This is a genomic window from Vibrio sp. NH-7, from assembly GCF_053643215.1.
The window spans coordinates 391,811-404,426 of the sequence record NZ_CM132188.1 but is presented as its reverse complement, the minus strand read 5'-3'; the positions used below and the strand labels follow the sequence as shown (position 1 = coordinate 404,426).

At 46.6% G+C, this 12,616-nt stretch carries 14 protein-coding genes; 6 read left to right on the top strand and 8 right to left on the bottom strand.

Annotation, left to right across the window (positions count from 1 at the left end; translation table 11 throughout):
* The first annotated feature begins 66 nt into the window (after window positions 1-66).
* Together ACUALS_RS16130 and ACUALS_RS16125 are read left to right on the top strand one after the other, a co-directional pair.
* Window positions 67-969, top strand: coding sequence for a DMT family transporter (locus ACUALS_RS16130; protein WP_454449841.1), 903 nt, complete (start codon window positions 67-69; stop codon window positions 967-969).
* Window positions 970-1,008: 39 nt separating this feature from the next.
* Window positions 1,009-1,632: a glutaredoxin domain-containing protein gene (locus ACUALS_RS16125; RefSeq protein WP_038188542.1), complete on the top strand. Its 624-nt coding sequence runs from the start codon at window positions 1,009-1,011 to the stop codon at window positions 1,630-1,632.
* Window positions 1,633-1,713: 81 nt separating this feature from the next.
* On the opposite strand, the gene ACUALS_RS16120 is transcribed toward ACUALS_RS16125, so the two are convergent.
* From ACUALS_RS16120 to ACUALS_RS16110, 3 genes are all read right to left on the bottom strand, one after another.
* Window positions 1,714-1,848, bottom strand: coding sequence for a hypothetical protein (locus ACUALS_RS16120; RefSeq protein WP_005469995.1), 135 nt, complete (start codon window positions 1,846-1,848; stop codon window positions 1,714-1,716).
* A 69-nt stretch (window positions 1,849-1,917) separates the two neighbouring features.
* Window positions 1,918-2,271: a hypothetical protein gene (locus ACUALS_RS16115; protein WP_454449840.1), complete on the bottom strand. Its 354-nt coding sequence runs from the start codon at window positions 2,269-2,271 to the stop codon at window positions 1,918-1,920.
* Between the two features lie 63 nt (window positions 2,272-2,334).
* On the bottom strand, window positions 2,335-3,513 hold the full coding sequence (locus ACUALS_RS16110; RefSeq protein WP_454449839.1) for a multidrug effflux MFS transporter: 1,179 nt from the start codon (window positions 3,511-3,513) through the stop codon (window positions 2,335-2,337).
* Between the two features lie 113 nt (window positions 3,514-3,626).
* Between ACUALS_RS16110 and ACUALS_RS16105 the strand changes: the two genes are divergently transcribed.
* The 4 genes from ACUALS_RS16105 (at window position 3,627) to ACUALS_RS16090 (ending at window position 8,375) form a co-directional block, all read left to right on the top strand.
* On the top strand, window positions 3,627-4,514 hold the full coding sequence (locus ACUALS_RS16105; protein WP_005469978.1) for a LysR family transcriptional regulator: 888 nt from the start codon (window positions 3,627-3,629) through the stop codon (window positions 4,512-4,514).
* A 113-nt stretch (window positions 4,515-4,627) separates the two neighbouring features.
* Complete coding sequence (locus ACUALS_RS16100) at window positions 4,628-6,469, top strand: putative bifunctional diguanylate cyclase/phosphodiesterase (RefSeq protein WP_334474150.1); 1,842 nt, start codon at window positions 4,628-4,630, stop codon at window positions 6,467-6,469.
* 107 nt (window positions 6,470-6,576) lie between these two features.
* On the top strand, window positions 6,577-6,957 hold the full coding sequence (locus tag ACUALS_RS16095; RefSeq protein ID WP_005470085.1) for a hypothetical protein: 381 nt from the start codon (window positions 6,577-6,579) through the stop codon (window positions 6,955-6,957).
* Between the two features lie 17 nt (window positions 6,958-6,974).
* Window positions 6,975-8,375 (top strand): class II fumarate hydratase, encoded by a 1,401-nt coding sequence (locus tag ACUALS_RS16090; protein ID WP_454449838.1) that lies wholly within the window; start codon window positions 6,975-6,977, stop codon window positions 8,373-8,375.
* Between the two features lie 32 nt (window positions 8,376-8,407).
* On the opposite strand, the gene ACUALS_RS16085 is transcribed toward ACUALS_RS16090, so the two are convergent.
* From ACUALS_RS16085 to nrdH, 5 genes are all read right to left on the bottom strand, one after another.
* Window positions 8,408-8,557 (bottom strand): hypothetical protein, encoded by a 150-nt coding sequence (locus ACUALS_RS16085; protein WP_005470038.1) that lies wholly within the window; start codon window positions 8,555-8,557, stop codon window positions 8,408-8,410.
* 210 nt (window positions 8,558-8,767) lie between these two features.
* On the bottom strand, window positions 8,768-9,739 hold the full coding sequence (gene nrdF, locus ACUALS_RS16080; RefSeq protein ID WP_454449837.1) for a class 1b ribonucleoside-diphosphate reductase subunit beta: 972 nt from the start codon (window positions 9,737-9,739) through the stop codon (window positions 8,768-8,770).
* 15 nt (window positions 9,740-9,754) lie between these two features.
* Window positions 9,755-11,887 carry a class 1b ribonucleoside-diphosphate reductase subunit alpha gene (nrdE, locus tag ACUALS_RS16075; RefSeq protein ID WP_454449836.1) on the bottom strand — a complete coding sequence of 711 codons (2,133 nt, stop codon included), beginning with the start codon at window positions 11,885-11,887 and terminating at the stop codon, window positions 9,755-9,757.
* Complete coding sequence (gene nrdI / locus ACUALS_RS16070) at window positions 11,880-12,278, bottom strand: class Ib ribonucleoside-diphosphate reductase assembly flavoprotein NrdI (RefSeq protein ID WP_454449835.1); 399 nt, start codon at window positions 12,276-12,278, stop codon at window positions 11,880-11,882. The genes nrdE and nrdI overlap by 8 nt, the downstream gene beginning before the upstream one ends.
* Window positions 12,278-12,499, bottom strand: a complete 222-nt coding sequence (nrdH, locus tag ACUALS_RS16065) for a glutaredoxin-like protein NrdH (RefSeq protein WP_454449834.1) — start codon at window positions 12,497-12,499, stop codon at window positions 12,278-12,280. The genes nrdI and nrdH overlap by 1 nt, the downstream gene beginning before the upstream one ends.
* Window positions 12,500-12,616 lie beyond the last annotated feature (117 nt).

Sequence of the window (12,616 nt, the reverse complement as noted above, 5' to 3'; positions counted from 1 at the left end):
TAGAGTGGTGACGCAAGAGGGATAAACACGTATGATTCAGCAACCCTTTTTCATCTTTACAAGATTATGAATTCTAGAGCCCACCACCCTATTCAAGGCGCAAGCTGGATGCTGACAGCTGGTCTTGCTTTCGCCATCGTCAATAGCCTTGCGCAAGTCGCCAGCATCAACTTTGGCCTCTCGTCCACAACGGTGGCACTAATACAATATGCCATCGCTTTAGTGGTCATTCTTCCTTATCTAAAAACGCTTGGCATTAGACAATCGCTGAAAACACGACACCTTGGTCTGCATGTGTTTCGTGTGTTTCTCTCTGTTATCGGTATTCAGCTTTGGCTTTGGGCGTTAGCTTATCCGGTACCGATTTGGCAAGGCATTGCACTGCTCATGACATCGCCTCTGTTTGCGACGGTCGGCTCTGGGCTAATCTTAAAAGAAAAAGTAGGACTCGCCCGTTGGTTTGCCACCCTCACCGGTTTTGTTGGCGCGATGATCATTTTAGAGCCATGGGCAGATAACTTTAACTGGGCATCCTTGCTGCCCGTTGGCGCCGCCTTCTTCTGGGCATGTTATTCATTGATGGTGAAGAAGCTTTCTTCAGATGACTCTCCTTCGACCATGGTGGTATACCTGCTGGTGCTGATTACGCCCTTTAATATCTTATTGGCACTACCCGACTGGCAAATGCCGACGGGTGGAACGATCTGGTTGGTGCTTCTTGCCGCTGGCGCCATGACGGCCTTAGCTCAATGGGCTATTGTTAAAGCATATTCCGTTGCTGACGCCTCTTTTGTACAGCCTTTTGACCACGCAAAACTGCCTTTGAACGTACTTGCTGGATGGATGGTGTTTGGCTGGGTACCACCAGGAAGGCTGTGGCTAGGAGCTGCAATCATTATCGCGTCAGTGGCATTCATCACCCAGTGGGAATCAAAAAAATCGCGCCAAGCTGAAATTAAATCCTCCTAGTTCCTTTCTATTAGGTAAAGGTTTACGGGAGAGAGTTCAATGACAAAGCCAATTAAAATTACACTGTATCGCTGGGGAGGCAGTTGGGGACCATTCAGTGTCAAGATTCCTTGCGGTGAATGTACTCTAACAAAAGACATCCTCAAAGATACGTTTGAAAACGAACTTGCTGACGTGCCAATAGAGCTCGAAGTAAAAGATTGGCTCTCTCATTGGTGGGAACCATTGAAAGTTGGTGCTTGGCATGCCCCGATTCTGATGGTTGAAGGTAAAGTCATCAGCCAAGGTGAAGCACTAAACCGCGGTGTATTAGTGCAATCTGTGATCAAAGAATGGACAACGCGCGACACCCTGAAAGGTAACATTGTCTATGGCAAAGCGACTTGCCCTTACTGTGTCAAAGCGAAGAAAATGCTCGACGATGCTGGCATTGAGTACCAATATCACGATGTCGTGAAAGAGAGTGCCGCTTTGTACCGAATGATTCCAGAGGTCAAAGCCATTATCGGTGAGAAAACCCCTGTGACTGTGCCACAAATCTGGATGGATGGTCACTATGTGGGAGGCTCAGATAACCTTGCCACTTGGTTGGATGAAAAAGGCTTGAGTAATGTACCTGATAATGTGGTGACTCTGGACGAGAATCAAAGCTCAGTCGGATAACTCTCAACGTTACCCAGAAAAGCAAAAGCCGGAAATCAGCGATGATTTCCGGCTTTTTAAATTCCATTTCACTCTAAGCGTTTACTTGCTCATTTTCTTCATCATGCGTTTGATGAAAGAAGCTTTCTTCGCCTTAGGCTTTCCGTACAATGCTTCGTGCATTGCTTGCTTTGCGATCATTTGACCTAGATATGCATTGCCTAATTCGTGATTCATGTGTATCTCCTCGACAGTAAGGAGCGTGATTTTAATCACAATTAAAACAAAAACAAGATCTAAATCACATTATTTTGCACGTTTTGGTTGGTGATACGTTTTGCCTGCCGCTTGGTAAGTCTCTTTGCGTTTCACTTCAAACATGACATCAAAGAACCAAGCAACGAACACTATGACATTATCGCCTTCGTTCATCACATGCTCGATAAACTCTTGCTCTTCACCTTGCTCATTTTCTTGGATCGTAACATGGTAAATTCGCTTCTCGCCTTCCACTTCCGCCAAGGCAAACTGACCAACCAAAGATTGTGCCGCTTCTGCCACTTCAGGGTCGTCTGACGCTTTTAGTACTTCCAGCGCTTGGGGCAAATTCTCTTTTTCGCACAGGTCTTTCACCAACTGTTCAAACTCTTTGTGTTCCATGCTTTCTACCTACTTGGTGCATTTAATTTTGCTGCGCGCATTGTAACAGTCGTTTGTGCCCATTCAAGCAAACTCTTGCTTAACAATAGGTCGACGAAACGTCATGTAGGTCACGCTCGCCATGATGGTTGCAGCGATAATGTATCCCCACCCCAACGAAGTTTGGCCTTGAACCCAATGCTCAACCAGGTAGCCACCAAATAATCCTGCTAGACACATTTGAATAGAACCCGATAAAGCGGACACCGCTCCGGCTTGTTTTTTATGCGGCTCCAACAACATGCTGATCGACAAAGGAAATGACATTCCCTGAGCAATCGTCAACCAAGTAAACGCCCAAACCAGATTAAACAGCGTGGTTTGAGTGACCAACAGCCAAACACCAGCCGATCCCATAATCGAAATGGATAAGACTAAAAGCTGCGCAGTAGATAGATAACGGTTGAGGACATTGAGAGTTAAGCTACCCAACATTAACCCCGCAGAAGGGATGATCATCACAGAGCCATACTCTGCCGCCGTTAATCCGATTTGATGTTGCAGCAAGAACGGCATCACCGAGAGCGACACTAGGCTGGTTAAGTAACTAATCCAGTTATAGCTGGCACTCGAGATAACTTGTCGGTTGCCAAGCAAACGCCCATAGTTTTTTACCACCTCGACAACGTTGAATCGATGCTTGCCGCTGTTGTTTGTCTCTGGCAGGACGAAATAACCCAAGGTAAAAATCGCCGCCAAGTAGATGAGCACAAACAAAAACACCGACTGCCACCCAAGATAAAAAGCCATCCAACCGCCAAACACTGGCGCAACAATAGGCATGATTGAAGCCGTCACCGAGATATAAGAGAGCGCCTTAGTCAATTGCGGGCCGTCGTAACTATCTCTGAGCACACTCCGCCCAAGAACAGATGCGCTTCCCGCACCTAGACCTTGCAGTAAACGCCCGAGAATCAAGGTTGAAAGATCACTCGAAAATGCAACGCAAATCACCGTCCCCAGCAAATACACGCCCTGACCCAACAAAAACACGGGTCGTCGTCCGATAGCATCAGACAAAGGTCCATAAAACAGCTGGGAAGCGCCAAATCCGACCAAGAAAAGGGTCACTAACAGTTGAACATCGGCATGGCTGGCAGCCAAGTCTTGGCTAATTAGGGGTAAAGACGGCAGATAAATACTGACACCAACTTGACCCGTCGCAATGATCATCATTGCCAACAAAATAGGTGTTTTTCTCATTCTCCCCCCTTAGTTGCACCGATTTCATTTCAGTGTAAATTAGGTACTGGATAAAGATAATACACTTCGTTGGAAACTAATTAGTTCCAAACAAGAATCAATAAGGCAATGGTATGGATTGGATTCAAAGCGTTCACAGTTATATTCGTGTAGTTGATGAAGGGAGCTTCAATGGCGCAGCACGAAAAATGAACACCACCAGCTCTGCTATTTCCAAACGAGTCCACTGGTTAGAAGAGCGAATTGGCGTACAACTCTTAAAGCGCACCACCCGGACCGTAACACAGACCGAGGCCGGGGCTCTTTTTTACGAACGAGCCAAGATGCAACTGGAGGAGTGGCAATCCATTGTCGATGAGACTCGCTCGGTGAGCCAAAGTCCTGCAGGGTTACTAAAAATTGGTGCCACGCTGGCGGTAGGATCGAAATTTCTCGTCCAATACTTAAATGATTTTCTTCGCATGTATCCTGATATTCGCATTCAGTTGATCACCACGACACCAGGGCAACTGCCAGAGCTGAGTTTGGATCTATTTATCAGTCGCGAGTTGGAGCAACTCAACTCACTTAGCTTCAAAGCCACACCACTCTTCGAGCATAAAGCGGGCTTTTATGCCTCACCAAGCTATATAGAGACTCACGGAGAACCGAAAACAATCGAAGAATTGACCTCGCACAATGCCCTGATATGGGGGGAGAGACCGCAAAGAGAGATCACACTAACGCAGGGAAAACGCATCATGCTGTCTGGCAATTTTGCAACAACCAACCCAGAGGCAATGTTCTATGCCGCGAAAAACAGCATGGGTATCTTGGTCACAAACGATGTGATGATCAAAGACGATCTCAATAACGGTACGCTTCGACGCATCTTACCGAACATCACAGCAGATGAAGCGACAGTGTACGCCTATTACCCTAAATTGGACTACCAGCACACGCGCACCAAACTGTTTTTGGACTATTTAAAAGAGCGCCTAGCCAAAGAGCGATCGGACTAAAGTCGAAGGGATAAATCGACAATCTCACTTGCGATAATATGCGACCTATACCATATTTAATTTGAACCAATACTAACAACATGTGACTCAAGTCACTCAATATGGGTTCTACTATGGCTAGGAATACAATGATCGCTCCGTCTATTGATTTGGATGTAATCAACAAAACATTGAGTTTAGATGGCGCGGAACTGCTCAACAACGTAACCCTCGTGTTGCATCAGAATTATTCAAGTTTTTGCACATGCTTGATAGAGGTTGATCGCTTCAAAACCAAAGCAACCACCTTGTCTTTCGCGTGCGAGAATCAGTTGCAACCCCCTTTCGACTATGCGTTAACAGCAACACCCTGTGCGACGGTCACCAACACAGAACTTGACCATGTCCTGTATGAAAACGAAGTTGTAAAACGCTTCCCTCACGATGTGTACCTCAAAGAAAATGGCATCAAGTCCTATTTAGGTGTACCACTTCGTTCAGAAACGGGCGAAGTGTTGGGCGTGCTTCTCTCCAGTTTCACCCGAGAATTACATGATGTCGAAGAGATGATTTATCACCATAAGCTGTTCGCCCATGTTGTGGTTCACAGCCTACGTGCTAAATGGCTTTCAGCTCGCTCAGACAGCTTGGTCAATCAACTGAGTTTCGAGGTTTCTCACGACAATTTAACTGGCTTACTCAATCGAAGCTTTTTGGCTGATAAGCTGGAGCGGTTGACCGAAATCGGGACAACTCCGTTTACACTTGCCTATATCGATATCGATAACTTTAAGTCAATCAATGATCTGTATGGCAATTACATTGGTGACCAGATCATCAAGTTCGTCGCCAAAACGATTGAAGAAACTGTACACGACAAACAGCTGGCCTTTCGTATCGCGGGGGATGAGTTCGCCTTTATTTCACTATCTGGCGACCCGTTTGAAGTGTGTAATCGCATCATCGATAGACTTGAACAAGGGTATCAAGACCCAGCCCACACCATTCGAGTGAAAGTCAGCATCGGCTTAGCTCGCTACAGTGCTCATAGCTTAAATGCAGATCAAATCATGTTAAATGCCAGTCTCGCGTTGAAAGAAGGGAAGAAGTCTCGACACCTATCCATTCAATGCTACGACACCCATTTGAGCTCGCAATACTATCGAAGAGCAATGATCATTGATGCGTTAAGAAACGAACTGGACCCCACGACCAGAGAAAACGAGATCTACGTGGTGACTCAGCCAATCGTCAGTCGCCACTCTGAACAATGGAACTACTTCGAAGTGCTTGCTCGTTGGAATAGCCAAGCGCTTGGTGCGATTTCTCCCTTGGAGTTTATCGAAGCTGCGGAGCAATCAGGCCTGATCATTGAGCTTGGTGAGCGAATTGTTGAATTGGCCTGCGCCGCTAAACAGAAACTTGAAAAAGGATTGGGACATAAAGTAAAGCTCGCGCTGAACTGCTCTGCCTATGAAATAACCAATGCCAAACGGTATTTAGAACACTTGCTAGAAACCATTGAGCATTACGGATTTAAACCGGAAGAGTTCACCATCGAGCTCACTGAAACCGTGCTCCTTTCACGTACCAAAGAAGTGAAAATTATCTTAGATAAACTGAGATTGCTTGGTTTTACCGTGGCTCTCGATGACTTTGGTACTGGCTATTCGAGTTTAAACTACATTCACAGCTATCCAATTGACTGCATCAAGATCGACGCGACGTTTATTCGCAATATGTTGACCAACGAGACATCTGAAAGTGTGGTTTGGCTGATCATCCAGCTAGCAAATAGACTTCAAGTGAGCTTAGTGGCCGAAGGGGTTGAAGACCAACAAGCGCTCGACAAGCTTTACGCGATGGGATGTGAACAAATTCAGGGCTACTATTTTGCTCGCCCTGCACTTCCTGAAGAAATCATTGAAATGCAGTCTGCACTTTTGGATAAACAGCAGCATGTTTCTAATGGCTAGCTTCCCCCTTCGCTAGCCAGTTTTCTTTTTCCATACCGAAAGCAGGGTTGATAAAAAGATCTTATTTGATAATAATTATCATTAAGATTAAACAATCGAGGCGAATCATGCATTGCCAGCAACCCTTGTATTTGTGTTTCTTTAAAGCACAGGACCGCTTTAACAATAAACTCACGTCTGGTGGTTTTGAACCCGACGTTATTCAAGACTACATCCACAGCGCAATGAACCTGTCGTCGTTCTATGAACCCGGAGCGACTAACGAAAACACACTACTGTGTGAGCTCTTCCTAAGACGGCTCTATTTCGACTTGTTGGACGCCATCCAAGACCCAATTCGCAGCCGAATATTTCGTCGTGTCTGCCTCGATTCCATTCACACGCCCCTACTCTGTCTCAAGCGGTTTTACTACCACTGGGATGACGGTGATATTCGATTTCTTCAATTACAACAACAATTACAGCGCATTCAAGCGCCTTTAGACTGATAACGTAAGGAATAAACATGACTCAACCTTCAAGCTCGCCTACATTTCGTGTCGAGAAAGACAGCATGGGAGAGGTTCAAGTACCTAAAAATGCCCTGTACCAAGCTCAAACTCAACGTGCCGTCGACAATTTCCATTTTAGTCGCCACAAGATGCCGATCGCTTTCATCCAAGCACTCGCTTATGTCAAGCAAACCGCAGCACTCTCGAATGCACAGCTTGGTTTACTTGAGGGTGATATTGCCAATGCAATTGCGGACGCCGCTCAGCCAATCATTGACGGAGAACATCTAGAACACTTTCCAATCGATGTTTTCCAAACTGGCTCCGGCACCAGTTCAAACATGAATGCGAATGAAGTGATCGCAACGTTGGCGAGCGAAATTCTTGGCGCAGACGTAAGCCCTAATGACCACGTGAACATGGGCCAAAGTAGTAACGACGTTGTACCAACCGCGATCCAAGTCAGCACCGCCATTTCAATTGAGAAACAACTGCTACCTGCGCTCGATCATCTGATTAACGCACTTAAAGTAAAACGAGAAGAAGTGGGACAAGTTGTCAAAACAGGACGTACTCACTTAATGGATGCGATGCCAGTTACATTCGATCAAGAGCTGGGTGGTTGGCAATACCAAATCGAACAAGCTCGCACTGGCATAGTTCATAGCTTGGCCGCTGTTAAAGCGCTCGCTCAAGGTGGTACGGCAGTAGGGACAGGCATCAATGCCGATCCTAGATTCGCTGCTGCATTTGCAGACAACCTATCGCAAGCGACGCGTATCCAGTTCACTGCCAGCAGCAACTTCTTCTACAACCTAAGCTCGCAAGATGCGATTGTCGCGCTGTCAGGACAACTGAAAACAGCCGCCGTCGCCACCATGAAAATCGCGAATGACCTCCGATGGATGAATTCTGGTCCTCTTGCTGGCCTTGGCGAAATCGAATTGCAAGGCCTTCAACCGGGTTCTTCAATCATGCCAGGTAAAGTGAACCCTGTGATTCCAGAAGCGGCTGCTATGGCGTCTGCGCAAGTGATTGGTAACGATGCCACCATTACCCTTGCCGGCCAATCAGGCAACTTCCAGCTTAACGTCATGCTACCGGTTATTGCTCACAACGTAATTGAAAGCATCGAGCTGCTGTCTAACTCAGCGATTGCACTGGCAGACAAAGCAATCGCCACTTTCAACGTGCGCGAAGACAACTTGCAAGTTGCCCTTTCACGTAACCCAATTTTGGTCACTGCACTCAACCCAGTAATTGGTTATCTCAAAGCAGCGGATATTGCGAAGAAAGCCTATAGACAGGGCCGAGCCATAATTGACGTGGCAGAAGAAGAGACCGATCTGGATAGAGCGACATTAGAACGTTTACTCGATCCAACTCAGCTAACAAAAGGTGGGGTTGCGCAGTAAAAAGAACACATCCTTGTGCAGTGTGCTCTGGTTTAAATCCAAGCCAGGGCAATCAGCAAAGCAGGCACCGCAATCATTGCGGCCATTTTTGCCAGCGACATCAGTTCGCGGAGTGCAACGTCACGCTTTCTAGACGTCATGTGCTCCGCGGAATGCGCCGCTACAGCTTGTGTGGCGTTCATCGGTATTTCCTTAAAATACAGATTGAATCAAGGAGCGGCGATTCTACGTAAATGCCCTTCGTGGTGCAATGGAACTGACCTATTCTTACTCCCCCTTTAACCAACAACGCATCGTTTGCCATTTAACTAAGTAATAAAGCGGCACTCGGAACTGATAAAGCTTGCTCCGAGTGCCCTACCCTTTTGCTTTAGCCGAAAAGTTGGCTTGAGCTAAAAATCCCAGTCCTCATCTTCGGTGGCAACCGCTTTACCAATGACATAAGACGAACCAGAACCCGAGAAGAAATCGTGGTTCTCATCGGCATTTGGCGACAGCGCCGCCATAATGGCTGGGTTAACCTGACACAACTCATCAGGAAACAGAGGTTCGAATCCAAGATTCATCAGCGCTTTATTCGCGTTGTAGTGTAGGAAGTGCTTCACGTCCTCCGTAAGACCCACTTGGTCGTACAACGATTCTGTGTATTGGCTTTCAATTTCATACAAAGAGAACATCAGTGAGTAAGCCTCATCCTTAACCTTAGCTTTCTCTTGTTGTGACAGTTCGTTAAACGCCAGTTGGAACTTATAGCCAATGTAGTAGCCATGAATCGCTTCGTCTCGAATGATCAATCGAATCAAGTCTGCGGTGTTGGTCAGCTTGGCTCGACTCGACCAATGCATTGGCAGGTAAAAACCGGAATAGAACAAAAAGCTTTCAAGGAAAACACTGGCCACTTTTTTCTTGAGCGGGTCGCCTTGCGCTAGGTAATCTTCCAGTACTAACTGAGCTTTCTTTTGTAGTAGCGGATTCTCTTCAGCCCAGCGAAACGCTTCATCAATTTGTGGCGTGGTGCACAAGGTCGAGAAAACAGACGAATAACTGCGAGCGTGTACTGCTTCCATGAAAGCGATGTTGGTCAAAACGGCTTCTTCATGGGGAGTGCGAGCATCAGCCATTAAGGCAGGAGCGCCAACGGTATTTTGAATCGTATCAAGCAGAGTCAAACCAGTAAAAACTCGTATCGTCAGTGTTTGCTCTTCTTCAGTCAGTTGCTTCCAAGTTTGAATGTCATTGGACAGTGGCACCTTCTCGGGCAACCAAAAATTCACCGTTAAGCGGTTCCAGATCTCGAGATCTTTATCATCTTGCATTCGGTTCCAGTTGATCGCTCGAACCGGTTCAGTATGTGGGTGACTCATAATGGGGTTCCTTGTTTACAACGAGCAAGAGACGCAGCCTTCAACTTGCGTACCTTCAAGGGCTTTTTGGCGCATGCGAATGTAATAGAGCGTTTTGATTTGCTTTTTCCATGCGTAGATTTGGGCTTTGTTGATATCACGAGTGGTCACTTCATCACTAAAGAACAGCGTTAAAGACAAACCTTGGTCGACGTGCTCTGTCGCTGCTGCATAGACGTCAATAATGGCTTTAGGGCCAATTTCATAGGCATCTTTGAAGTACTCGAGATTGTCATTACTCAGGTATGGCGCAGGGAAATAAACCCGCCCTATCTTGCCCTCTTTACGAATTTCAACTTTTGCGGTGACTGGGTGGATAGAAGCCGTCGCGTCATTGATGTAACTGATCGAGCCTGTCGGCGGAATCGCTTGCAAGTTGCGGTTGTACAGACCAGACTCCATCACCTTAGACTGAAGCTGCTGCCAATCATCAATCGACAGTACCCGCATATCCAATCGTTCAAACAGTGCCGCGACAATGTCTGTACGAGGCGCGTAGTCTTGCTGCAAGTATTTGGTGAAGAACTCGCCAGTGGCGTACTTGGAGTGTTCGAAACCAACAAAGACTTGCTGCTTCTCCTGAGCTAATTTGTTTGAAGCGGTTAAGCAGTGGAATAGGGTCGTGGCAAAGTAAGCACGAGTAAAATCGACGGCCTCTTCGCTGTCATAGTGAATTTGCTCACGAGCTAAAAATCCGTGCAGATTCATCTGACCTAATCCAATGGCGTGGCTTTCATCATTGCCTCTACGTATCGACGGAACGCTGTCTATTGCACTCATTTCAGACACAGCGTTAAGTGCGCGAATCGACACCTCGACAGTATGGGCTAAGTGGCCGCCATCTAGCGCCTTTGCGATGTTGACTGACCCCAAATTGCACGAGATATCACGCCCAAGGTGTGCATAGCTCAAGTCATCATTAAAGTGAGAGGCATCATTAACCTGCAAAATCTCGGAGCAAAGATTTGACATGTTAATTCTTCCCTTTATTGGGTTGGCTGCATTCACCGTATCCTCAAACATAAGGTAGGGATAACCGGACTCAAACTGAATCTCTGCAAGGGTTTGGAACAATCCACGCGCCGAAATTTTACTCTTGCGAATACGCGGGTCATCAACCATTTCATAGTACTTCTCACTCACGCTGATTTCAGAGAAAGGTACACCGTAGACCCGCTCCACATCATGAGGCGAGAACAAATACATGTCTTTGTTCTGCTTGGCGAGCTCTAAGGTAATATCGGGAATCACAACGCCCAAGCTCAAGGTTTTGATGCGAATCTTCTCATCGGCATTTTCCCGCTTGGTATCAAGAAACTGCATAATGTCCGGATGATGCGCGTTCAAATACACTGCGCCCGCCCCTTGACGAGCACCTAGCTGATTCGCATAAGAAAAGCTGTCTTCAAGCAGCTTCATAACAGGCACAACACCCGAACTTTGGTTGAGTATCCCTTTAATCGGAGCGCCTTGTTCGCGCAAGTTACTCAAAAGAAGGGCGACTCCACCACCTCGACGAGAGAGCTGTAACGATGAGTTAATCGCCCGACCGATACTCTCCATGTTGTCTTCAATGCGGAGCAGAAAGCACGAAATCAGTTCTCCGCGACTCTTTTTCCCCGAGTTGATAAATGTTGGCGTGGCAGGTTGAAAACGTTGAGAAATGATCTCTTGCATGAGATCCAGAGCAAACGCTTTGTCACCACGCGCAAGAGTTAGTGCCGTCATCACAACGCGGTCTTCGAAGCGCTCCAAATAGCGCTTTCCGTCGCGGGTTTTCAGTGCGTAAGAGGTAAAAAACTTGTACGCACCAAGAAAGGTTCTAAAGCGGAATTTGACTTGATAAGCTCGATCCCAGATCAGTTGGAGAAACTCTCTATCATATTGTTCTAAAACTTCTTTTTCGTAATAGCCTTCGTTTACCAAGTAATCGAGTTTTTCCGCCAAGTTGTGGAAAAAAACCGTATTCTGGTTAACGTGCTGTAAGAAGAATTGACGCGCGGCTTGTCGGTCAGCATCTAGCTGGATATTGCCCTTTTCATCAAGCAAGTTAAGCATCGCATTGAGCGCGTGATAATCGAGCGGCTCGGTGCTAAGTTGGTTATCCATGTTGTTTCCAAAATTGTTCGAGTCCCTGCTGCACGGCTTGAACATCGTGCTGGGTTCCTGAAAGTTCGAAGCGATAAAGCACAGGGACCTGGCATTTATGCGCAATAATATTTCCAGCTTGGGCGAACAGTTCACCAAAGTTACGATTTCCCGAGGCGATCACCCCTTTGAGGTGCGCGCGGTTTTCTGCATGGTTGAGAACTTTGATCACTGATTTCGGTACCGCGCCGCGCCCTTCTCCATCCGCATAGGTGGGACAAACCAAAACATAAGGCTGATCTAGAATAGGCATAGGCTCGTCGGCGTTTATCGGAAGTCGAATTGAATCTACCTCCAATCTTTCAACGAACCGCTGAGTATTTCCCGACGCGCTGGAGTAATAAACAATCATTAGGCGAGCTGACTGATCATATCTGGACGAAAACCAGACCAATGTTTCGCTCCCGCCACAACAACGGGCGCTTGCCGATAACCCATCGATTGAACAGATTGCATCGCCGAGTTATCGAGCGTCAGATCAATCACTTTGTGTGAGATGCCTTTGGCTTTAAGTGCTTTTACTGTCGCGGTGCACTGAACGCATTGGGGCTTGGAATATACGACGATGTCCATGAATGAATACCTCTTAGATTTAAAATGTAATGATAATTATTATCAATTGAATCTACATATAGTATTGCTAGGTAACCATTTGTCAATATATAGAAATAATTCGCATTACCCTCACTA

What these genes read in the sequence shown, in the direction of transcription:
- ACUALS_RS16085 (WP_005470038.1), bottom strand. Translation starts at nt 8,557, where the DNA reads ATGAACGCCACACAAGCTGTAGCGGCGCATTCCGCGGAGCACATGACG.
- ACUALS_RS16115 (WP_454449840.1), bottom strand. Translation starts at nt 2,271, where the DNA reads ATGGAACACAAAGAGTTTGAACAGTTGGTGAAAGACCTGTGCGAAAAA.
- ACUALS_RS16095 (WP_005470085.1), top strand. Translation starts at nt 6,577, where the DNA reads ATGCATTGCCAGCAACCCTTGTATTTGTGTTTCTTTAAAGCACAGGAC.
- nrdI (WP_454449835.1), bottom strand. Translation starts at nt 12,278, where the DNA reads ATGATTGTTTATTACTCCAGCGCGTCGGGAAATACTCAGCGGTTCGTT.
- ACUALS_RS16100 (WP_334474150.1), top strand. Translation starts at nt 4,628, where the DNA reads ATGGCTAGGAATACAATGATCGCTCCGTCTATTGATTTGGATGTAATC.
- ACUALS_RS16105 (WP_005469978.1), top strand. Translation starts at nt 3,627, where the DNA reads ATGGATTGGATTCAAAGCGTTCACAGTTATATTCGTGTAGTTGATGAA.
- ACUALS_RS16125 (WP_038188542.1), top strand. Translation starts at nt 1,009, where the DNA reads ATGACAAAGCCAATTAAAATTACACTGTATCGCTGGGGAGGCAGTTGG.
- nrdF (WP_454449837.1), bottom strand. Translation starts at nt 9,739, where the DNA reads ATGAGTCACCCACATACTGAACCGGTTCGAGCGATCAACTGGAACCGA.
- nrdH (WP_454449834.1), bottom strand. Translation starts at nt 12,499, where the DNA reads ATGGACATCGTCGTATATTCCAAGCCCCAATGCGTTCAGTGCACCGCG.
- ACUALS_RS16130 (WP_454449841.1), top strand. Translation starts at nt 67, where the DNA reads ATGAATTCTAGAGCCCACCACCCTATTCAAGGCGCAAGCTGGATGCTG.
- ACUALS_RS16120 (WP_005469995.1), bottom strand. Translation starts at nt 1,848, where the DNA reads ATGAATCACGAATTAGGCAATGCATATCTAGGTCAAATGATCGCAAAG.
- ACUALS_RS16110 (WP_454449839.1), bottom strand. Translation starts at nt 3,513, where the DNA reads ATGAGAAAAACACCTATTTTGTTGGCAATGATGATCATTGCGACGGGT.
- ACUALS_RS16090 (WP_454449838.1), top strand. Translation starts at nt 6,975, where the DNA reads ATGACTCAACCTTCAAGCTCGCCTACATTTCGTGTCGAGAAAGACAGC.
- nrdE (WP_454449836.1), bottom strand. Translation starts at nt 11,887, where the DNA reads ATGGATAACCAACTTAGCACCGAGCCGCTCGATTATCACGCGCTCAAT.